We start from the raw sequence: 21,050 nt of genomic DNA on the forward strand, positions 1-21,050 counted from the left end.
GGACTCGTGCGGATCACATGGCGGCACTGGGCGTGGCCGACGGCACTGCCGGCGCTGGCGCTGCTGGCGGTGTCCGGCTGCGAGAGCACGCCGGACGCGCCGCCGGAGCCGGCCCCGGCGCCGTCCGCGGCCGTGGCCCGGGTGTGCGCCGCGGCCCCGGCCGGGCCGGCGAAGGCGCCGGCGGGCGCGGTGGTGGTCGACCCCTCGGTGACCGGCGACCTGGCCGCGAAGACCAGGAGCAGCCCCCCGCACACCACGTTCTGGCTCCGGCCCGGCGAGCACCGGCTCGCCTCGGACCGCTACGCGCAGGTCGTCCCCAAGGAGGGCGACGTCTACCTCGGCGCGCCGGGCGCGGTCCTCGACGGCCGGAAGACCAACCAGTACGCGTTCAGCGGCACCGCCCGCAACGTCACCGTCCGCTATCTGACCGTGCAGGGCTTCGTCGCGCCACAGGACGAGGGCGTGGTCAACCACGACTCGGCGGACGGGTGGGTGATCGAGCACACGACGATCCAGAACAACTCCGGCGCAGGGCTGATGGCCGGCGCCCACCAGCAGGTCCGCGCCAACTGCCTGCGCGACAACGGCCAGTACGGCATGAACGCCTACAAGGGCGGCGGCTCCCTCAAGGACCTGCTGCTCGAGGGCAACGAGATCGTGGGGAACAACACGGACGACTGGGAGAAGCGGCGGCCGGGCTGCGGCTGCACCGGGGGCGTCAAGTTCTGGGCGGTCGACGGCGCCGACGTGCGGGGCAACTGGGTGCACGGCAACCACGGACCGGGGCTGTGGGCGGACACCGACGACAACGACTTCCGCATCGAGGACAACGTGCTCGAGGCCAACGACGGGGCCGCGCTGATCTACGAGGCCAGCTACAACGCGGTCATCCGGAACAACACCATCCGTCGGAACAACTGGGTCGAGGGCCGCAGCCACGCGGACCGCGACGACAACTTCCCGTACGCGACCGTCTACGTGTCCGAGTCCGGCGGCGAACCCCGGATCCCGGCCCGCACGGACAAGATCGAGATATACCGGAACCTGCTGGAGAACAACTGGTCCGGGATCACCCTGTGGGAGAACGCCGACCGGTTCTGCAACAGCCCGGCCAACACGTCCTCCGGAAGCTGCACGCTGCTGGTGAAGAACACCGGCCGCTGCCGGCAGCCGGCGATCGCCAGCCCGCCCCTCTACGGCGACTGCCGGTGGAAGACCCAGCGGGTCGACATCCACGACAACCGCTTCGTGCTGGACAAGTCCGTCGTCGGCTGCACGGTGAAGTGCGACCGCATGGCGGTGCTGGCCAACTACGGCACCTACCCGGACTGGTCGCCCTACCACGGCGAACGGGTCGCCGAGGCGATCACCCTCGACCAGCACAACCGCTGGCACGACAACACCTACGTCGGACCGTGGCGGTTCGTCGCCCGCGACCCGGACCGGGTACTCGACTTCCGGCAGTGGCGGGGCAGGCCGTACCGGCAGGACGCGGGCAGCACCATGCGCGCACGGGACGGTGGTTGAGATGGCCGCGGACCACACGTCGAGAGCCGTCGGGACGGCCTGGGGGCTGCTGGTCCTCAACACCCTCGGCTCCGCCGGGGCGAAGACCATCGTCCCGCTGCCCCGCTCCCTCATCCAGATGGTCACCATGGGCTCGCTGGTGGCCGCCTTCGCGCTGGCCCTCGCGGTCAACCTGCGGCTGCGCATCCGGGCCAACGCCTACGTGTTCCTGCTCACCCTGCTGCTGCTGTCGAGCATGATCTCCAGCGTGAACCCGGAGTCCGGGTTCGGCGCACTGTTCCGCTGCGCCCGCCTGGCCCTCTTCGTCGGCACGCTGTGGCTGCTGAGCCGCTGGTGGGACGGCGGAACGACGTTCGTCCGGCACCACATCCGGATGTACTTCGCGGTCCTCGGGTCGGTCGCCGCCGGCGCGCTCATCTCGCCGGGCGCCGCCATGCCCGACCTGTACGGCGGGCGGCTGGTCGGCGCGCTGTGGCCGCTCACCCCGCCGCAGATCGGACAGTACGCGGCCGTCATCATCGGGCTCTCCGTGCTGCTCCTGCTGGGCCGCCGCACCGACCGGCGCAGCGCGGCGGTGGTCATCGTGCCGTCCCTCGTCCTGCTCGCGCTGACCCACACCCGGACGGCCACCATCGGCCTGCTCGCCGGGCTGGCGCTGGCGATCGGCTCGCTCGTCCTGACCAGCGCCGCCGCCCGCCGCTTCTTCGCCTGGACGGTGCTGTGCGCGGCCGTGGCGGCGGTCGGGTTCGGCTCCCTGCTGCAGGCGTGGTTCCTGCGCGGGCAGAGCCAGGAGAACTTCAGCAGCCTGACCGGCCGGGCCAAGGTGTGGGACGCGCTGCTGGCGGCGCCCCGGACCACCACGGAGTACCTGTTCGGCACCGGCCTGGGCGACAAGTCGTTCGGCGGTCTGCCGATCGACAACAGCTGGCTGGCCGTCTACCAGGAGCAGGGGGTGGTCGGCGTCGCCCTGGTGGCGGTGGTCATCGTCGTGCTGGGGGGCGTCGCGCTGCTGCGGCCGCCCTCGCTGTCGAGGGCCTGCGCGATCTTCCTGATCAGCTACTGCGCGATCGCCTCGTACACCGAGGCCGGGCTGGGCGACGCCTCGCCGTACCTGCTGCACCTGGCGGTGGCCGCCTCGCTGCTGGCGACACCCGCGCCCGCGCCGGACCCCCTCCCGGCACCCGCAGTTCCGCGACGGCGGGTCCCCCGGTGGGCCCGCGGATCGGAGGTGGCCTGACCATGCACGTCCTCGTGGTGCACAACCGCTACGCCTCGGCGCAGCCGAGCGGGGAGAACAAGGTCGTCGACCAGGAGGTGGCGCTGCTGCGCGGGGCCGGCCACCGGGTCGGGTTGTTCGAGCGGCGCAGCGACGACATCGCCGGCCGGTCCCTGCCGGGGAAGGCCGCGATCCCGCTGCTGGTCCCGTGGAACCCCGCGGTCCGCGCGGAGCTCGCCGCCCGGCTGCGCGACGACCGGCCGGACGTGGTGCACGTCCACAACGTCTTCCCGCTGCTGTCGCCGGCGGTGCTGGCCGCCTGCGCCGACGCCGGCGTTCCCGCCGTCGCCACCCTGCACAACTACACGCAGGTGTGCCCGCCCGGCACGCTGCAGCGGGACGGCCGGCCCTGCACCGAGTGCGTCGGGTCCTCACCGCTGCCGGCGGTCCGGCACGGCTGCTACCGGAACTCCCGGCTGGCGACCGTGCCGCTCGCCGTCAGCCTGTCGGTCAACCGGCGGCGCTGGTGGACCGGCGTGGAGCGGTTCTTCTGCATCTCGGCGGCGCAGCGCGAGGTCCTGGTGCGGGCCGGAATGCCGGCCGGGCGGCTGGCGCTGAAGCACAACTTCGTGCCCGAACCGGATGTCGTGCGGACCGGCGCCGGAGAGCACCTGCTGTACCTGGGCCGGCTCGCGGAGGCCAAGGGCGTGCGGCTGCTGATGGCCGCGTGGGACGAGGTCGCCGCCGGCGGCGGGGTGGGCGTGCCGCTCGTGGTCGCCGGGACGGGACCGCTGGAGGGGGAGGTTGCCGCGTGGGCGGCCGGCCGGGACGACGTGCGCTACGTCGGCCTGTACGACCCGGCGCAGTGCCGGCAGGCGCTCGCCCGGGCGGTCGCCGTGGTGGCGCCGTCCACGTGGCTGGAGGCGTTCGGGCTGGTGGTCGTGGAGGCGATGGCGGCCGGGGTCCCGGCCGTCGCCGCCGGTCACGGCGCCTTCGTCGAACTCGTCGAGGACGGGGTGACCGGACTGCTGCACCGGCCGGGCGAACCCGCCTCGCTCGCGTCCTGCCTGCGCCGGATCACGGCCGGGCGGGCACGCAACCGGGAGATGGGGGTGGCGGCCCGGCGCCGTTACGAGCAGGACTTCAGCCCGGCCGTCGGGCTGGAGCGCCTGGTGGAGGGGTACCGCGCCGCGATCGCGGGGCGGTCCGGCGGCGGGGACGGCCCGCCGCCGGCAGGGGACGAGAACACGGGCTCGCGGCGGGGGCAGCCGCGCGAGCGGGATGGGGGCAGAAGATGACACGATGCCGACTCTGCGGGTCGGCGGCGCTGGAGAGCGTCGTCGACCTGGGGGCGACTCCGCCGTGCGAGAGCTTCCTCGCCGCGGACGAACTGGACCTGCCGGAGCCGACGTACCCGCTGCACCTGCGGGTGTGCACGGCGTGCTGGCTGGCGCAGATCCCTCCGCTGATCACTCCGGAGGAGACCTTCACGCAGTACGCGTACTTCTCCTCCTACTCGACGTCCTGGGTGGAGCACGCGCGCACCTTCGTCGACGACGCGGTGCGGCGGCTGGACCTCGGCGGCGACGCCTTCGTGGTGGAGGCCGCCAGCAACGACGGATACCTGCTGAGGCACCTGGTGGACCGCCGGATCCGCTGCCTCGGCATCGAGCCCTCGGTGAACGTCGGCGCCGCGGCCCGCGACGCGGGCGTGCCCACGCTCACCGAGTTCCTCGACCCGGACACCGGCGCGCGGGTGCGCGCCGAGCACGGCCCGGCGGACCTGGTCGTGGCCAACAACGTGTACGCGCACATCCCCGACGTGGTCGGGTTCACCCGGGGGCTGCGCGCCCTGGTCGCCGACGACGGCTGGGTCTCCATCGAGGTGCAGCACCTGCTGACCCTGATCGAGGAGAACCAGTACGACACGATCTACCACGAGCACTTCCAGTACTACACGGTCGCGTCCGCGGCCCGGGCGCTGGCCTCCGGCGGGCTCACCCTGGTGGACGTCGAGCTGCTGCCCACCCACGGCGGCTCGATCCGGCTGTGGGCCCGCCCGGCCGAGGCGGCCGGCGAGCCGAGCCGGACGGTGACCGAGGTGCTGGACCGGGAGAAGGCCGCCGGGCTGCAGGAGCTGTCCGGGTACGCCCAGTTCTCCGCCCGGGTCGCCAAGGTGCGCCGGGACCTGCTGCGGTTCCTCGTGGAGGCCGCCGAGCGCGGCGAGACGGTCGTCGGCTACGGCGCCCCGGGCAAGGGCAACACCCTGCTCAACCACTGCGGCATCCGGCCCGACCTGCTCGCGTACACGGTCGACCGCAACCCGTACAAGCACGGCAGGTTCACCCCGGGCACCCGCATCCCGATCCTGCCGCCCGAGCGGATAGCCGCGAACCGGCCGGACTACGTCCTCGTCCTGCCGTGGAACCTGCGGGCCGAGCTGGTCGAGCAGCTGTCCTACGTGCACGAGTGGGGTGGCCGGCTGGTCTTCCCCATACCGGAACTCAGCATTGTCGAGGTCGAGTCGTGAAGGTCGTACTGTTCTGCGGCGGCTACGGACTGCGGATGCGCAGCGGAACCTCCGACGACATGCCCAAGCCGATGGCGATGGTCGGGCCGCGGCCGCTGATCTGGCATGTCATGCGCTACTACGCGCACTTCGGGCACACCGAGTTCATCCTGTGCCTCGGGTACGGGGCGCACCACATCAAGGACTTCTTCCTCAACTACGAGGAGACGGCGTCCAACGACTTCGTGCTGCGGGGCGGGCGGGCGGAGCTGCTGTCCACCGACATCGCCTCCTGGACGATCACCTTCGTGCAGACCGGTATCGAGTCGCCGATCGGGGAGCGCCTGCGCCGGGTGCGGGAGCACCTGGACGGGGAGGAGATGTTCCTCGCCAACTACGCGGACGTGCTCACCGACGCGCCGCTGCCGGAGATGATCGACCGGTTCGCCCGGCGGGACGCCGGCGCGTCGATGATGGTGGTGCCGCCGCAGTCCTCGTTCCACTGCGTGGACCTGGGCGACGACGGCCTGGTGGGCGGTATCACCCCGGTGAGCGAACTGCCGCTGTGGGAGAACGGCGGCTACTTCGTGCTCCGCCAGGAGGTCTTCGACCACATCCCGGAGAACGGGGACCTGGTCGCCGACGGGTGCGCCCAACTGGCCAAGCGGGGACGGCTGGTGGCACACCAGCACCGCGGCTTCTGGAAGCCGACCGACACCGTCAAGGAGCGGGCCGCGCTCGACGAGGCGTACACCCGGGGCGACCGCCCCTGGGCGCTGTGGGAGCGGGACGCCGCGCGGGCGGGCGCGACCGGCGGTTCGGCCGGCCCCGGAGCCGGGTCGTGATCGGGCTCCGGGCCGGGCGCCTGGACCGGATCGTCGCCCTGGGCGCGCACTGCGACGACATCGCCATCGGCGCCGGCGGCACGCTGCTGACGCTGTGCCTGGCGCACCCGGGCGTCCGCGTCGACGCGCTGGTGCTCTCCGGCGGCGGCAGCGAGCGGGAGCAGGAGGAGCGGGCCGCGCTCGCCGCCTTCTGCCCGGGCGCCGACCTGCGGCCGACGGTGCTGAAGCTGCCGGACGGCCGGCTGCCGGCGCACTGGGACGAGGCCAAGTCCGCGGTCGAGGAGCTGCGGCTGCGGGCCGAACCGGATGTGGTGCTGGCGCCGCGCACCGACGACGCGCACCAGGACCACCGCGGCCTGGCGGAGCTGGTGACCACCGTGTTCCGCGACCACCTCGTGCTCGGCTACGAGATCGTCAAATGGGACGGGGACCTCGGCCGTCCGGCGGCGTACCAGCCGCTGTCGCCGCAGCTCGCCGAACGCAAGGTGCGGCTGCTGCAGGAGCACTACCCCTCGCAGCGGCATCGGCCCTGGTACGACCGGGAGGCCTTCCTCGGGCTGGCCCGGATCCGCGGCATCGAATGCCACGCGCGCTACGCCGAGGCGTTCGCGGTCGGCAAACTCACTCTGAACCTGGGGGAATGAACCTTGCGCGTACTGCTCACCGGACACCAGGGCTACCTGGGAACCGTGATGGCGCCGGTGCTCGCCGACGCCGGGCACGAGGTCGTCGGACTGGACGCCGGCCTGTTCGCCGACTGCGTGCTGGGCCCGCGGCCCGCGGACCCGCCGGGAACGCGGGTGGACCTGCGGGACGTGACGGCCGAACACGTGGCCGGGGTGGACGCCGTGATCCACCTGGCCGCCCTGTCCAACGACCCGCTGGGATCGCTGGCGCCGGAGCTGACCTACGACATCAACCACCACGCGTCCGTACGGCTGGCCCGGCTGGCCCGCGACGCCGGGGTGCGGCGCTTCCTGTACGCGTCGACCTGCTCGGTGTACGGGGCCTCCGGCGGTGCCGAACTGGTCGCCGAGGACGCCCCGCTGCGCCCGGTGACGCCGTACGCGGAGTCCAAGGTGCGGGTGGAGGACGACCTGCACGCCCTCGCCGACGGCGACTTCAGTCCGGTGTACATGCGCAACGCCACCGCCTTCGGCTTCTCGCCGCGGCTGCGCGCGGACATCGTGCTGAACAACCTGGTGGGCCACGCGCTGCTGTCCGGCGAGGTGTTGGTGCTCTCCGACGGCACCCCCTGGCGCCCGCTGGTGCACGCCGCCGACATCGCACGGGCCTTCACGGCCGCGCTGACCGCGCCGCGCGGGGCGGTGCACGACCGGGCGTTCAACATCGGCAGCGAGGCCAACAACGTGACGGTCGCGGAGATCGCCGGGCAGGTCGCCGAGGCGGTGTCCGGAGCACGGGTGGTGATCACCGGGGAGGCGGGTGCCGACCCGCGGTCCTACCGGGTGGACTTCTCCCGGTTCCGCTCCGCGATACCCGGCTTCGACTGCGAGTGGACGGTGAAGCGGGGCGCGCTCGAACTCGCCGACGCCTACCGCGAGCACGGGCTGACCGCGGAGGACTTCGCGCAACGCTTCACCAGGCTGGCCGTGCTGCGCGCGGCCGCCGGTTCCGGCGCCGTCGACGACACCCTGCGGTGGCGCCGGTGACCGCGGCCGGCGAGGAGATGCACGCGCTGGTGGAGCGGTTGTACCCGCTCTGCCGGAGCATCACCGGCGACGGTGTGCGCGCCACCCTGGACATCGTCGGCGAGTACCTCCCGCTGCAGGTGCACGAGGTTCCGACCGGGACGCAGGTGCTCGACTGGACGGTGCCGCAGGAGTGGAACATCCGGGACGCCTACGTCGCCGACCCCGCGGGCAACCGGGTCGTCGACTTCGCCGCGTCCAGCCTGCACGTGCTCGGCTACAGCGTGCCGGTGGCGGCGACCATGCCGCTGGACGAGCTGCGCGGACACCTGCACACGCTCCCCGAGCATCCCGCCTGGGTGCCGTACCGCACCAGCTACTACCGGCCGGAATGGGGGTTCTGCCTGGCGCAGGAGACCCTGGACGCCATGCCGGACGGCGAGTACGAGGTGCGCATCGACTCCACCCTCGCCGACGGCCACCTCACCTACGCCGAGCACGTGGTCCCCGGGCAGGTCGCCGACGAGGTGCTGGTGTCCTGCCACGTCTGCCACCCGTCCCTGGCCAACGACAACCTGGCCGGTATCGCGGTGGCGGTGTTCCTGGCCCGGGCGCTGGCGGAGCGGACGCCCTGGTACACCTACCGGTTCCTGTTCGCGCCCGGCACCATCGGGGCGATCACCTGGCTGGCCCGCAACGCGGAGCGGGTGAGGGGGCCGTCCCCCGCGCCCGGGGGTCCCCCCGGGCCGGTGGAGCCGGGCGCCGGGGAGGCACCGGCAGCCGGGGGAAGGGTCAGGCACGGACTGGTGCTGGCCTGCGCCGGCGACCCCGGCAGGCTGACGTACAAGCAGAGCAGGCGCGGCGACGCGGAGATCGACCGGGTGCTGCGGCACGTACTGGACACCTCCGGACGCCCGCACCGGATAGACGAGTTCACCCCGTACGGCTACGACGAGCGGCAGTTCTGCTCACCCGGGTTCGATCTCGGTGTCGGATCGCTCAGCCGGACCCCGTACGCCGGCTACCCCGAGTACCACACCTCGGCGGACAACCCGGACCTCGTCACCCCGGAGGCGATGGCGGACACGCTCGCCGTGTGCCGCGAGGCGTTCGCCGTCCTGGACCGCAACCGGCGGTACGTCAACCTCAGCCCGTACGGCGAACCCCAGCTCGGCCGGCGCGGGCTGTACGACTCGCTCGGCGGCCGCAGCGACGCGAAGGAGGCCCAGATGGCCATGCTGTGGGTGCTCAGCCTCTCCGACGGCGAGCACTCCCTGCTGGACGTCGCGGAGCGGTCCGGGCTGCCGTTCGAAACCGTCGTCGCCGCGGCCGACGCCCTGCACGGCGCCGGGCTGATCAAGGCGTGACGCGGATGACCACCGAGGGGGAGCGGACGACGGCGGAGGCGGCCCCGGCCGCCCCCGCCCGGCGGACCGCCCGGCGGGCCGTCGTCGGCCGGCTGTCCTGGGGACTGGCCGACCAGGCGGCCTCCAGCATGACCAACTTCGCCGTGGGCATCTACGTGGCCCGCTCGCTCGGGCTGGCCGCGTTCGGCGCGTTCAGCCTGGCCTGGGTGACCTACGGCGTGGTGCTCAGCGTCTCCCGCGGACTGGCCACCGACCCGCTCGTGGTGCGCTTCAGCGGCGTGCCGGACACCTCCTGGCGGGTGGCGGTGGCCCGGTCGTCGGGCACCGCGCTCGCCGTCGGCACCGCCGTCGGCGCGGTGTGCCTGGCCGCGGGGGCGGGCCTGGGGGGCGGCGTGGGGCCCGCGTTCGCCTCCCTCGGCGTCATGCTGCCGGGGCTGCTGCTGCAGGACGCCTGGCGGTACTCGTTCTTCGCCGCCGGCATCGGCCGCAAGGCCTTCGTCAACGACCTCGTGTGGGGCGCCGCGCTCGTCCCGGCCATGGTGGTGGCGGCCCGGGTGGGCAGCGTGGCCGCGTTCGTGCTCGCCTGGGGCGCGTCCGCCGCGGTGGCCGCGGCGTACGGCTGCCTCCAGTCCGGGATCGTGCCGCGCGTGACCGGGGCGCGCGCGTGGGTGCGCGAGCACCGCGACCTCGGCTACCGGTACCTGGTCGAGAACACCTGTGTCAGCGGCGCCGGCCAGCTCAGGGCGTACGGGCTCGGCGCGATCGCCGGGGTCGGCGCGGTGGGCGCGGTCCGCGGCGCCGAACTCCTGCTGGGGCCGTTCCTCGCCGTGCTGATGGGGCTGTCGCTGGTCACCGTCGCGGAGGCGGCGAGGGTACTGCGCCGGGCCCCGCACCGGCTGGGCTCGTTCTGCCTGCTGCTGGGCGGCGGTCAGGCCGTCGCCGCGCTGCTGTGGGGCACGGCGCTGCTGCTGGTGCCGGACCGGGTGGGCGAGCTGGTGCTCGGCGGGGTCTGGCACTCCGCCTCCCAGCTCATCGTGCCGGCCACGCTCGGTGTCGCGGGGGCCGGCCTCGGCACCGGCGCGGCCGCCGGGCTGCGCGCGCTCGCCGCGGCCCGGCGCAGCCTGCGCAGCCAGCTCTTCGCCTCCGCCTGCTACGTCACCGGCGGGCTCGGCGGGGCGGTCGCGGCCGGCACGGTCGGGTCGGCGTGGGGTGTCGCCGCCGCGACCGCCTGCGGATCGGCCGTGTGGTGGCACCAGTTGCGGTCCGCCCTGCACGAGCACCGGAAGAACCCCATGAGTGAAGTGAGGACACCGTGACCACCGTTCCGCGGTTGAGCATCGGCCTGCCCGTGTACAACGGCGAGGAGTACCTCGCCGAGTCGCTCGACGCCCTGCTCGGCCAGACCTTCGAGGACTTCGAACTGGTCGTCTCCGACAACGCCTCGACCGACGGGACCGGGGACATCTGCCGCCGGTACGCCGCGCGGGACTCCCGGATCCGCTATCTGCGGCTGCCCCGGAACATCGGCGCCGCACCGAACCACAACCACGTGTTCACCGAGTGCCGCGGCGAGCTGTTCAAGTGGGCCTCGCACGACGACCTGTACGCCCGGGACCTGCTGCGGCGCTGCGTGGAGGCGCTGGACGAACGGCCGGACGTGGTCCTCGCGCACAGCGGCCAGGCCGTCATCGACGGCGAGGGCCTGGTGAAGGTCCCGTACGAGTACGGGCTCGCCACCGACTCGCCGTACGCGCCGGAGCGCTTCCGCAGCCTGCTCTTCGAGCCTGGCGGCGACGACTTCTACGGGGTGATGCGGGCCGACGTGCTGCGCAGGGTGAAGCCGCACGACAGCTACCACCACGCGGACCGCACGTTCGTCGCCGAGATCACCCTGCACGGTCCGTTCCACCAGGTGCCGGAGCTGCTGTACTTCCGGCGCGACCACCCGACCCGCGCGGAGCGGGCGAACCCGGGCAAGCGCTCCCGGTGCGTCAACCTGGACCCGCGCCGGGCGGGCCTGCTGCACCCGACGCCCCGGCTGCTCGCCGAGTACGTGTGGGGCTTCGTCTCGGCGGTGAGGCGGGCGCCGCTGTCCCCGGCCGAACGGCGCGCCTGCTACCGCCACCTGGCCGCCTGGATGACCAGCCGGGCCCGTCCGGGCGCCGGTGAGCGGGTCGAGGACCGCGCCCCCGTCGACCCGGACCGGCTGACCGTCTCCGTAGACGCCCTCGTGGCCGGCCGGGAGGGGAGGCGGGTATGACGCGGGCGCACGAATCCCCGCTGCGCGTGGGGGTGTTCGGGCTGCTCGGCTCCGGCAACCTCGGCAACGACGGGTCGCTCCAGGCCGTGCTCGACCACCTCCGCGCCGCGCACCCGGAGGCGGTGGTGGACGCGCTGTGCGGGGGGCCCGAGGTCGTCGAGGCCCGGTACGGGATCCCCGCGACGCGGCTGCACTGGTACCGCGGGGAGTACCGGACCGCGTCTCGGGCGGGCGCGATCGCGGCGAAGGGCCTGGGCAAGCTCGTCGACGCCGTCCGCACCGCCGCGTGGGTGCGCCGGCACGACGTGGTGATCGTGCCGGGCATGGGCGTGCTGGAGGCCACGCTGCCGCTGCGGCCGTGGGGCTTCCCGTACGCGCTGTTCCTGCTCTGCGCGTCCGGCCGGCTGTCCCGGACCCCGGTCGCGCTGGTCGGCGTCGGCGCCGCCGCGATCGGCAACCGGGCCACCCGGACCCTGGTGCGCTGGTCGGCGCGGCTGGCCGCCTACCGGTCGTACCGGGACACCCTGTCGCGGGACGCGATGCGCGCGATGGGCGTGGACACCGCGCGCGACGGGGTCCACCCGGACCTCGCGTTCGCGCTGCCGGCACCGCCGCCGAACCCGGCCCCGGGCCGGCCGGGCCCGGTCTGCGTGGGCGTCATGGACTTCCACGGCGGCGACGACGACCGCGACCGGGCCGAGGAGATACACCGCCGCTACCTCGACGGGACGACCCGCTTCGTCCGCGCGCTGGCCGAGGACGGCAGGCCGGTGCGGCTGCTCACCGGCGACGAGTGCGACGGGGCGGTGGTCGACGCGATCCTCGACGCGGTGGACTCGCCGCTGGTCACCGCGGCCGGCGCGACCTCGCTGGCCGACCTGATGGCGGAGGCGGCGGCCGCCGACACGGTGGTGGCGACCCGCTACCACAACCTGGTCTGCGCGCTGCGGGTCGGCACCCCGACACTCGCACTCGGCTACGCGGCGAAGAGCGAGGCGCTGATGGCGCGGATGGGGCTGGGCGCCTACTGCCATCCGGCGCGCGAGGTCGACGCCGACCGGCTGCTGGAGCAGTTCCGGGAACTGGAGGAGCGGTCGGCGGAACTGCGGCGGACCCTCACCGAGCGGAACCGGGTCACCGCCCGGTCCCTGGCGGAGCAGTTCGCCGCCCTGGACGCGGCCGTCCTCCCGGCCGCCGGCCCCTCCCCCGGCCCCCTCACGGTCGACACCCCCTCGCACTCCCCCGACATGAAGGAGACCCGGTGAAAGCGATCGACGTCCCGGAGGTCGCCGGCGCGTACCTGTTCGAGCCGACGCCGCACGCCGACGAACGCGGCTTCTTCTGCCGCACCTTCGACGCCGAGGCGGTCCGCTCGGTCGGGCTCGACCCGGACGCCTTCGTGCAGGACAGCGTGTCCCGCTCGGTCCGGGGCGTGCTGCGCGGCCTGCACCTGCGCTCCGGTGCCGGGGAGGCCAAGCTGGTGCGGTGCTCGTACGGCAGGGTCTTCGACGCCGTCGTCGACCTGCGCCCGGACTCGCCGACCTACCGCAACCTCGCCTGCTTCGAGCTGTCCGACGAGACGCAGGTGACCCTGTACGTCCCGGCGGGGTGCGCGCACGGCTTCCAGGCCCTGACCGACACCGCCGACGTCTCGTACCGGATCGACCGCCCGCACGATCCGTCCGAGGACGTGACGATCGCCTTCGACGACCCGGAGCTCGCCGTTCCCTGGCCGCTGCCGGTGACCTCGACGTCCCGGCGGGACCGGGAGGCACCGGGCCTCGCCGAGGTCCTTCGGCAACGGGGGAAGTGAGGTGGACGTGGCCGGCGAAGACACCGAAGAGCTGCTGCTGCCCCGGTCGCGGGCGGCGAACGAGCGGCTGCACGCCCTGGTCCCCGGAGGCGCGCACACCTACGCCAAGGGCGACGACCAGTACCCCGAGGGCATGGCCCCGGTCATCAGCCACGGCCGCGGCGCCCACGTGTGGGACGTCGACGGCAACCGGTACGTCGAGTACGGCTCCGGCCTGCGGTCGGTCAGCCTCGGCCACGCCCACCCGCGGGTGGTCGAGGCGGTGCGCCGGGAACTCGACCGCGGAAGCAACTTCGTCCGGCCGTCAGTCGTCGAGGTCGAGGCCGCGGAACGCTTCCTGGCCACCGTGCCGACCGCCGAGATGGTGAAGTTCGCGAAGAACGGCTCCGACGCCACCACCGCCGCGGTGCGCCTCGCCCGCGCCGCCACCGGCCGCCCTCTGGTGGCCCTCTGCGCCGACCACCCGTTCTTCTCCGTCGACGACTGGTTCATCGGCACCACCGCGATGTCCGCGGGCATTCCGGCGGCGACCGGCGAGCTGACCGTGACCTTCCCCTACGGGGACCTGGCCGCCACGGAGGAACTGCTCACCCGCCACCGGGGCGAGGTCGCCTGCCTGATCCTCGAACCCGCCACCCACACCGAGCCGCCGCCCGGGTACCTGGCGGGCCTGCGCGAGCTGGCCGACCGGCACGGCTGCGTCCTGGTCTTCGACGAGATGATCACCGGCCTGCGCTGGTCCGAGGCGGGCGCCCAGGGCCTGTACGGGGTCGTCCCCGACCTCTCCACGTTCGGCAAGGCGCTGGGCAACGGATTCGCGGTCTCCGCGCTGGCCGGGCGCCGCGACCTGATGGAGCGGGGCGGGCTGCGCCACTCCGGGGACCGGGTGTTCCTGCTGTCCACCACGCACGGTGCGGAGACGCACTCCCTGGCCGCCGCTACCGCCGTGCTGACCACCTACGTCGAGGAGGGCATCACCGCGCGACTGCACGGCCTGGGCGAGAAGTTGGCCGCCGGGGTCCGCGAGGCGGCGGCCGGCATGGGCGTCGGCGACCACGTCCTCGTCCGGGGCCGGGCCAGCAACCTGGTCTTCGCCACCCTCGACGAGCACGGGCGGCCCTCGCAGGAGTACCGCACGCTGTTCCTGCGCCGGCTCCTCATGGGCGGGGTGCTGGCCCCGTCGTTCGTGGTGAGCAGCGCGCTCGGCGAGGCCGACATCGCGCACACCGTCGACGTGGTGGCCCAGGCGTGCGCGGTGTACCGCAAGGCCCTGGACGCCGGCGACCCCACCCCCTGGCTCGGCGGACGGCCGGTGAAACCCGTGTTCCGCCGACTGGCGTGAGGGGACCGGACGGACGGTACGTCGGTGATCCCCGCGCGGGAGCCGGGTCGGCCGCCGGGTCGACCCGGCCGTGTCCTGCCGCTCCGTCCGCCCCGGTCACGCGCTCGGCCGGTCAGGCCGCTCAGCCGCCCGGCCGCCGCGGCCCGTCGGCCGTCCGGTCGACCAGCCACGCGGTCGCCGGGACCACCGCCAGCGCGGTGCACCAGCCGCCGAGGACGTCGGTCGGGTAGTGCGCGCCCAGCGCGACCTGCGCCCAGCCCATCACCGCACCGGCCACCAGCGCCGCACCGAGCACCACCGCCGTGCCGGCCGTCCTGCCGAGGGCGGGCCGGCCGGCCGCGAGCAGTGCCAGGACCAGGGCGACCGCGGTGGCGAAGGCGGTGTGCCCGCTCGGGTAGGACAGGTTCCCGCCGTGGATGGTGCGCCCCACCACGGACTTGAGCAGCGTCGCCGCCCCGACGGCCGCGCCGGGCCCGGCGACGGCGAGCACCGCCGCCCGGGGACGGCGCAGCAGCAGGCAGCCCGTCACGACGACCGCGACCAGCGCCGCCGCCCCCAGGGGCTCCCCCAGGAAGTCCGCGGCCTCGGCGGCGTGCCGTCCCGCCGCCCCCGCACCGCCGACCGCCGCGCCGATCCGCGCGTCCCCCGGGCCGGGCCGGCTGTCGCCCGCGTACAGGGCCCCGAGCACGGCGACCACCAGCGCGGCGAGCAGCGCGACCGCCCCGAGCCCCCCGCGCAGCGGCACAGGCAGCACCAGCGCCCCGGGCGGCGACGGCCTGTCCTCCCGCCCACCGCGTCCGGTCGGCACCCCTGCGCCGTGTCGCGTCGTGGCTGACAAGCGCTGTCCGGGCTCCGGATCCTGGCCTGCCGAGGCGGGGTGAGAGCGTGGTTCCTCGTCCGGCCGATGGGCAACCATGAATCAGCAGCCTCCTGCTTCCCTCCGGTCCAGCCCCGGGGAACGACTGGTGGCCTGCCAACGGCGACCTTCGGACGGCTTCCCCCCGCCACCCTAGCCAACGATGCGGCCGCGGCACGCCGTCACCGGGGATTCCCCGTCCCGTGCCGACACCACATGGGGTTCCCGCATCCTCGACCGGGCCGTCGGAGCGCGGTCGGTCGTGAAGTCGGTGGGGGAAACGCCCTGTCGTCCTGTCCTTGGACAACCGCGGGGAGCGCCGCCGCGGACCGGCGAGGTCACTGGTTCCCGTAGTCCTCGACCAGGGTGCCGATGAGCGCAAGGAGGGCATCGGCGCGCTGCCGGTCCTCGCGCTGGGCGCGCAACGCCCGGTGGGTCTCCAGGAGTCGGGCCAGAGCGGCCGGCTCGCCGTCCTGCACCTTGTCGAGCAGCGGGTCCGTGATCAGATCCAGGCAGGAGCTGAGCAGCCGGCGAGTGGCCGGCGACGGCGGGGCGGGGTCGGGTGCGGCGAAGCCGGTCGTCAAGTAGAGCGCGGGGTCGGTGAGGCTCCACCCGACGACGGTGCCGTGCTGGACCAGAAGGGCCACGTCCGCGGCGATCCCGATACGGCCTTCCAGTGGTGCGTCGAGGACATCGAGGTCGCGCAGACCGGTCAGCACGGCGTCCCCGGGGGCACGGCACAGCACCGACGCCGTCTCGAGGCGGCAGGGCCGCTCCTCGTCCGCGCGCAGCCCGCCCGGGAGGACGGCGGGCAGGGAACGCAGGCGAGCGCAGTCGTCGGCAGTGGCGGACTCGTGGGGCAGTTGGAACTCGGCGCCGACCAACTCCCGGCTCACGCGGTCGAACCCGAGCGTGTCGGGGGCGTCCCACAGCCATTCCTGGCTGCCGAAGGTGTCTGCCAGGAACCGCCGGGCTGCCGCCGGTAGCGGCGAGGATTTCGGCGCCCAGGTTTGGATCCGGACGCCAACAGCCTGCTACCGGGCACCCCGGAATGATCCGCTACCCCACGTCACGGGACCTGACCCCTCACCTCCTCAACCGTGGCACTCACTGCGACCGTCACGTCTTCGAGATGTGAGGCGCCGATGTCCGACACATCAACCTGCGTCGGCCATGTTGTACGGGGGAACACGTTGCCCGCCTCGACCCGCGCCGTGGCCGAGCGGTCCGTTCTCCCGCGTTCCACTCTCACTGTGACTTCGTAGGCGGTGCGCTTGGTGCCCTGGTTCTCGATGGTCACCGGAACCACGACTCGGCCGTTCTCCTCTCGTGGCCGGTAGGCGATCACCCGGCCGTGCAGGGCCTTGGCAGCTGCGGGCCCGTACCCGTACTCCTCGGGGCGGGGCATGTGGGTGTCCCTGGCTCCGACCGGGTCGCCGCTCGGAGCGCTGCGTGCCCGCTCTTCCGCCTCCTTCCGCTGAGCCTCGGCAATCGCATCCCGAGAGTCCGTGGGGCGCGGGGAAGCAGTGGGCGGTGTGCCGGGGGTACCTCCGGGTGTGCCGGGGGCGACGGGCGGCGACGGCTCTACCGGGATGCCGCTGGCAGGGGTGGCGGTCACGTCGGCCGAGGACGCGCTGCTCGTGGTGTGTCCGGCCCCGCAACCGGTGGCGAACACGATCGCGCCCAGCAGGCCACCAGCCCACGCCGTTCTACGACTCAACAAGGGGTCCCCGCTTCCAACGGCGCCCGACCAGGCGCACGGCACAAGATGCCCGCACTGTAACCATGATCGTCGAAAGCGATCTGGTGGTGGGCCCGGCGCTTGGCGTGAATGCGTCTGCCCGCGACGCCCGTCCGCATCATCCCGGGCATCCCCGCGGCGGCGCTCAGTCCTCCCTGGCCTGGCACTACGCGCGCGAGCGGGAAGCCCCGAATCGACACGCAAGTTGACCAGATCCATGAAGCGAGGCGGTTGCGGCGGGTCTCATCGACTTCCAGCCGATATCGGCAACCGGGGAGACATTGCATCCGGTTCCGCTTCACAGGCGATGCGTAGCTGACACACAGAAACTCGGTGAACGCCTGTGTTTTGAGGCGCATTCCGGACTCGGTTGCGTTTCGGTCAACCATGATCGTCATGCCGCCTAACGGGTTCCACGAGCGACTGGTGCGGGGCCTACGGTGGCCGGGATCGAACATTCACTCGGATCCCCCGGCGAGCTGTCATCCCCCTTCGCGACCCCTCGGAGAGCGGTTCGGGCGCAGCGGGGATGCGCGCCGGTGGTCCATGCCGTCAGGAGAATGTCACGCCATGCGCAACGCCATCCGCGCCGCCGCAGTCGGCGCGCCTCTCATAGCCGCCGGTCTGCTCTCCCCGCAGGCGGTCGCACAGGACGCCCCGCACCTCAACCACCGCATCGTCGGTACCAGCGTCCTGCTGTCCGAAAAGGGAGCCAAGGACCCCCAGACCCGCGCCATCGCCCAGGCCGACCCTGCAGCGGTCAGTGCCACGGCCAGCCTGTGCGGCAGCGGCTACGAATTGGAGTACGCCGAGCGGCTTCCGGACTCACGCCGCTACGGCACCCTCTTCACGTACGAGAAGTTCGGCTCCGTCGGCGGGGTCTGCGCCCTGTTCGACAACAACACCAGCGGCGCGAAGCACATGAAGCTCAAGCTGTGCCCCAATAAGACCGGCGCCAAGTGCAAGGTCGACGAGGGGTACTTCAGCCAGTACGCGGGGCCTGTGAAGTACGAGAGCAAGAACGGCAACTACGTCGAGTGCTCCATGGTCACCGCGCTCATGTGGAACTCCAGCGGCAGGGCCATCATCGACCGCGTCACCAGCGCAACGCTCTGCGACTGAGCTGCCCCTCGCATTATCGCTGGTCTCGTGTCACCGCGCGGCCCTTCCTCGGGCCGCGCGGTGACACGTCCTGCCGTGCGAGCGGACGGGGGTCAGGCCCTCACGACAGAACCCGGGGAAACGCCCCGGTGAGACGTGCAGGACGTGCACGTACATCCGTCCGTCGTCTCGCAGCGCTCTTCCCGTCGGTACCCCGGTCCCGCGCAGCGGAGTCGATTCGGGGTGGTTGCGAGCACGCACTTCCCCGACACCGTTCGCGGAGGCAGCGGTCCGCCGCTTCCGCCGGCCGGACCTTCCATCCCATCGACCAAAGGGATACATGAAAAACCCGTCCAGGCGCCTACGTGTGCCCATCCTGCTGGCCCTGGCCGGCGTGATGGCAATACCGTTCAACCTGCCCGCGCAGGCGTCAGAACCCAAGCCACCGAAGAGCCCCAGCCAGGCGTGGCGGCAGCCAGACGACAAGAAGGTCAAGCCGAAGCCGTCCGCCGTGCCGTCCGGGAAGCGCTCCGCGCTGCTGGGCAATGACTACAACAAGTCCGCGGACCGTGCGGTGACGGTGACCGGGGACGGCAGCGGACTCCATGTGCTGACCGCACGGGAGAAGGACGGCTACCAGCTGCAGACCGCTGCGACCCTCTTCGAGGACGGCTTCGCCTCGGACACCTGGATCGGCAACCACTGTGTCACCGGCTCGGGGAAGTACGCGGCGGTCGCGTACGCACCACGCATGTTCACCAACAAGCCCGAACTGATGGTGCGTGGCGCGTTCACCGCCATCGTCAACCTGGACACCGGCGCCGTTGCCAAGCTGCCGTTCTCCGCCTCACTGGCATACTTCTCGCCGGGCTGCGGCCAGGGCGACATCGTGGTGTTCAGCCAGCTCACCTACGACGGGGACAAGGAACAGCAGACCCGTCTGGTGCAGGTGGACGCGTCCTCGGGCAAGCAGGTCGAAGCATCGGTGCTGCCGGGCCAGGTCACCTCGGCCGTTCCCGTGCGCGACGGCCTCGTGGCCGCGCACGGCGCCGAGCTGGTGAAGATCCGCGGGAAGAAGGAGAAGGTACTGGCGCGCACCTCCGCCGTGCCGTTCCAGATCAACACCGACGCGGACGGCGGCATCACGTTCATCGACCGCGAGGAGGACAAGAAGAAGGCTGCGAAGCCGGCCAGTTGGGCCAAGTACCTGACCGGCACCGAGGTCAGGAAGGGCAACGAGACCAAGGCTCCCGTCGTGGCCTCGGGCAAGCTCACCGAGTGGAGCCTGACCTCCTCGGCCGCTGGGGATGTGTTCATCACGGGCAAGGCCACGGCAAAGAAGCTGCCCGGGCGGGTAAAGGACCCCGGCGGTCTGGCCAAGGGCGCCCGCATCTCCAGCCACGGGCGCGCCGCTGTCACCACGAACTGGGCGGACGGGAAGACCACGCTGGTCAACCCCCAAGACGCCGCCAAGGCGCGCCCGGCGCGCGTCACGTTGCGCATGCTGGACTCGGGCAGGAAGACCTCGCTGGACCTGACGCCGGGCACGCACCGGATCGGGTCGGCGAAAACGACGGCGCAGGGCCTGGCGACGTCCCCGTCGCTGCCTGACGGAGGGCCGGTCACCTCGGGCCCGGACTCGTCGGGCCAGGACACTGCGAAGAAGGACGACGGCGGCCTGTCCACGCAGACGCTGGGCAGCCAGCTACTCACCGCCACCCCGAACGACCCTAGTGAAAGCACCAGCGAGCGGTATTGCGCCGTGGCCCGCAACGACGTGACGAAGCAGGCGTTCCAGCCCACTCCGCGTCAGGTCGAGTGGGCCGTGGACCAGGCCGTGGTCGGCGAGCTGAACTTCTACCGCTCCCCGAACTGGAAGAACACGGGGATGGTCGGGTATCAGCCGCAGGGGCTGTTCCCCGCGCCTGTGCTGGCCGGTGATCCGAATGGGACCCTCGACAATGAGGACCCGGATGTGACCGACAAGTGGCACATCCCGGCGCAGGTGATGCTCGGCATCACGGCTCAGGAGTCCAACATGTGGCAGGCGACCCGCTTCGCTGTGCCCGGGGTGACCGCGAACAGCCTCATCGGCAACTACTACGGCGTGGACTACTCCGCCTCCGGTGACCAGCTCGACCCGTGGCGGATCAACTGGGCCGACGCCGACTGTGGCTACGGCATCACCCAGGCCACCGACGGCATGCGCCTGGCGGGCAAGACCAAGCCCGGCGAGACCGCCCTGTCGACGACCGCGCAGGAGGCCCTCGCCCTGGATTACACGGCGAACATCGCGGCCGGTGTGCGCATCCTCTCGGACAAGTGGAACCAGACCTACAACGCCGGGATGAAGATCAACGGCGGCAACCCGCGGTGGATCGAGAACTGGTTCATCGCCCTGTGGGCCTACAACTCCGGCTTCTACCCTACGGCGGACTCTCATGGCCACTGGGGCGTGGGCTGGACGAACAACCCGGCCAACCCGCTGTGGGATGCGAGCCGAAACCCGTTCCTGGAGAGTTCCAGCGGTGGCGACGACTACAGCGACGCCGCACACCCGCAGGACTGGCCCTACGAGGAGAAGGTCATCGGCTGGGCCGCTCGCCCCATCTCGGCGATGTTCGCCCCCGGTGACTTCCAGGCCGGCTACCGCCCCGCCTGGTGGAACTCCACCTCCTACCGCACCACGGCCAAGCCGCCGGTCGACCTGTTCTGCGACACGTCGAACTTCTGCGACCCGTCAAAGATCTCCGATACGGACTCCAACGACCCCGGGCAGGGCGCCTGCGGCATCGACAGCGACGAGAACGACCCGCACTGG

Annotated in this window: 17 protein-coding genes and 1 pseudogene; 15 read left to right on the forward strand and 3 right to left on the reverse strand. The window is 72.7% G+C overall.

What is annotated here, in order from left to right; genetic code table 11:
* Positions 1 to 6: 6 nt before the first annotated feature.
* Genes ACL02U_RS04360 through ACL02U_RS04420 form a run of 13 tightly spaced genes read left to right on the forward strand, consistent with a single transcriptional unit; the run spans position 7 to position 14,531 of the window.
* On the forward strand, positions 7 to 1,527 hold the full coding sequence (locus tag ACL02U_RS04360) for a right-handed parallel beta-helix repeat-containing protein (RefSeq protein ID WP_412789270.1): 1,521 nt from the start codon (positions 7 to 9) through the stop codon (positions 1,525 to 1,527).
* A 1-nt stretch (position 1,528) separates the two neighbouring features.
* Positions 1,529 to 2,764 (forward strand): O-antigen ligase domain-containing protein, encoded by a 1,236-nt coding sequence (locus tag ACL02U_RS04365; protein WP_412789271.1) that lies wholly within the window; start codon positions 1,529 to 1,531, stop codon positions 2,762 to 2,764.
* Positions 2,765 to 2,766: 2 nt separating this feature from the next.
* Positions 2,767 to 4,041 carry a glycosyltransferase gene (locus tag ACL02U_RS04370; protein WP_412789272.1) on the forward strand — a complete coding sequence of 425 codons (1,275 nt, stop codon included), beginning with the start codon at positions 2,767 to 2,769 and terminating at the stop codon, positions 4,039 to 4,041.
* Positions 4,038 to 5,273: a class I SAM-dependent methyltransferase gene (locus tag ACL02U_RS04375; protein WP_412789273.1), complete on the forward strand. Its 1,236-nt coding sequence runs from the start codon at positions 4,038 to 4,040 to the stop codon at positions 5,271 to 5,273. The genes ACL02U_RS04370 and ACL02U_RS04375 overlap by 4 nt, the downstream gene beginning before the upstream one ends.
* Positions 5,270 to 6,097, forward strand: a complete 828-nt coding sequence (locus ACL02U_RS04380) for a glucose-1-phosphate cytidylyltransferase (protein ID WP_412789274.1) — start codon at positions 5,270 to 5,272, stop codon at positions 6,095 to 6,097. The genes ACL02U_RS04375 and ACL02U_RS04380 overlap by 4 nt, the downstream gene beginning before the upstream one ends.
* Complete coding sequence (locus ACL02U_RS04385; protein WP_412789275.1) at positions 6,094 to 6,741, forward strand: PIG-L deacetylase family protein; 648 nt, start codon at positions 6,094 to 6,096, stop codon at positions 6,739 to 6,741. Before ACL02U_RS04380 ends, ACL02U_RS04385 begins: the two co-directional genes overlap by 4 nt.
* 3 nt (positions 6,742 to 6,744) lie before the next feature.
* The gene (locus ACL02U_RS04390) at positions 6,745 to 7,770 is read left to right on the forward strand and encodes an NAD-dependent epimerase/dehydratase family protein (RefSeq protein ID WP_412789276.1); all 1,026 of its coding nucleotides are present in this window, start codon (positions 6,745 to 6,747) and stop codon (positions 7,768 to 7,770) included.
* Positions 7,758 to 9,116, forward strand: coding sequence for a DUF4910 domain-containing protein (locus tag ACL02U_RS04395; protein ID WP_412789277.1), 1,359 nt, complete (start codon positions 7,758 to 7,760; stop codon positions 9,114 to 9,116). Before ACL02U_RS04390 ends, ACL02U_RS04395 begins: the two co-directional genes overlap by 13 nt.
* Positions 9,117 to 9,121: 5 nt before the next feature.
* Positions 9,122 to 10,432 carry a hypothetical protein gene (locus tag ACL02U_RS04400; RefSeq protein WP_412789278.1) on the forward strand — a complete coding sequence of 437 codons (1,311 nt, stop codon included), beginning with the start codon at positions 9,122 to 9,124 and terminating at the stop codon, positions 10,430 to 10,432.
* A complete protein-coding gene (locus ACL02U_RS04405; RefSeq protein WP_412789279.1) occupies positions 10,429 to 11,376 on the forward strand; it encodes a glycosyltransferase family 2 protein in 948 nt (315 codons plus the stop codon). The genes ACL02U_RS04400 and ACL02U_RS04405 overlap by 4 nt, the downstream gene beginning before the upstream one ends.
* Positions 11,373 to 12,641, forward strand: a complete 1,269-nt coding sequence (locus ACL02U_RS04410) for a polysaccharide pyruvyl transferase family protein (protein WP_412789280.1) — start codon at positions 11,373 to 11,375, stop codon at positions 12,639 to 12,641. The genes ACL02U_RS04405 and ACL02U_RS04410 overlap by 4 nt, the downstream gene beginning before the upstream one ends.
* Positions 12,638 to 13,189, forward strand: coding sequence for a dTDP-4-dehydrorhamnose 3,5-epimerase family protein (locus ACL02U_RS04415; protein ID WP_412789281.1), 552 nt, complete (start codon positions 12,638 to 12,640; stop codon positions 13,187 to 13,189). Before ACL02U_RS04410 ends, ACL02U_RS04415 begins: the two co-directional genes overlap by 4 nt.
* Before the next feature lie 7 nt (positions 13,190 to 13,196).
* Positions 13,197 to 14,531 carry a glutamate-1-semialdehyde 2,1-aminomutase gene (locus tag ACL02U_RS04420; protein WP_412789282.1) on the forward strand — a complete coding sequence of 445 codons (1,335 nt, stop codon included), beginning with the start codon at positions 13,197 to 13,199 and terminating at the stop codon, positions 14,529 to 14,531.
* 121 nt (positions 14,532 to 14,652) lie between these two features.
* Here the strand turns inward: ACL02U_RS04420 and ACL02U_RS04425 are convergent, their stop codons facing one another.
* The 3 genes from ACL02U_RS04425 to ACL02U_RS04435 all read right to left on the reverse strand — a co-directional run bounded on the left by ACL02U_RS04425 (position 14,653) and on the right by ACL02U_RS04435 (position 16,795).
* On the reverse strand, positions 14,653 to 15,276 hold the full coding sequence (locus tag ACL02U_RS04425) for a phosphatase PAP2 family protein (protein WP_412789283.1): 624 nt from the start codon (positions 15,274 to 15,276) through the stop codon (positions 14,653 to 14,655).
* A 449-nt stretch (positions 15,277 to 15,725) separates the two neighbouring features.
* Complete coding sequence (locus tag ACL02U_RS04430) at positions 15,726 to 16,283, reverse strand: hypothetical protein (RefSeq protein ID WP_412789284.1); 558 nt, start codon at positions 16,281 to 16,283, stop codon at positions 15,726 to 15,728.
* Positions 16,284 to 16,456: 173 nt separating this feature from the next.
* Positions 16,457 to 16,795: a hypothetical protein gene (locus ACL02U_RS04435; RefSeq protein WP_412789285.1), complete on the reverse strand. Its 339-nt coding sequence runs from the start codon at positions 16,793 to 16,795 to the stop codon at positions 16,457 to 16,459.
* Positions 16,796 to 17,698: 903 nt separating this feature from the next.
* Between ACL02U_RS04435 and ACL02U_RS04440 the strand changes: the two genes are divergently transcribed.
* Positions 17,699 to 18,250 carry a hypothetical protein gene (locus ACL02U_RS04440; protein WP_412789286.1) on the forward strand — a complete coding sequence of 184 codons (552 nt, stop codon included), beginning with the start codon at positions 17,699 to 17,701 and terminating at the stop codon, positions 18,248 to 18,250.
* 376 nt (positions 18,251 to 18,626) lie between these two features.
* Positions 18,627 to 21,050, forward strand: a pseudogene (locus ACL02U_RS04445) (hypothetical protein); the annotation flags it as partial.

Source organism: Streptomyces sp. MS06, assembly GCF_047200655.1.
In the GTDB taxonomy this organism is placed as follows: Bacteria; Actinomycetota; Actinomycetes; order Streptomycetales; family Streptomycetaceae; genus Streptomyces.

Excerpts from the sequence above, each read along its gene's own strand:
- ACL02U_RS04400 (WP_412789278.1), top strand. The coding sequence starts at position 9,122 with ATGACCACCGAGGGGGAGCGGACGACGGCGGAGGCGGCCCCGGCCGCC.
- ACL02U_RS04410 (WP_412789280.1), top strand. The coding sequence starts at position 11,373 with ATGACGCGGGCGCACGAATCCCCGCTGCGCGTGGGGGTGTTCGGGCTG.
- ACL02U_RS04440 (WP_412789286.1), top strand. The coding sequence starts at position 17,699 with ATGCGCAACGCCATCCGCGCCGCCGCAGTCGGCGCGCCTCTCATAGCC.
- ACL02U_RS04365 (WP_412789271.1), top strand. The coding sequence starts at position 1,529 with ATGGCCGCGGACCACACGTCGAGAGCCGTCGGGACGGCCTGGGGGCTG.
- ACL02U_RS04370 (WP_412789272.1), top strand. The coding sequence starts at position 2,767 with ATGCACGTCCTCGTGGTGCACAACCGCTACGCCTCGGCGCAGCCGAGC.
- ACL02U_RS04375 (WP_412789273.1), top strand. The coding sequence starts at position 4,038 with ATGACACGATGCCGACTCTGCGGGTCGGCGGCGCTGGAGAGCGTCGTC.
- ACL02U_RS04435 (WP_412789285.1), bottom strand. The coding sequence starts at position 16,795 with ATGCCCCGCCCCGAGGAGTACGGGTACGGGCCCGCAGCTGCCAAGGCC.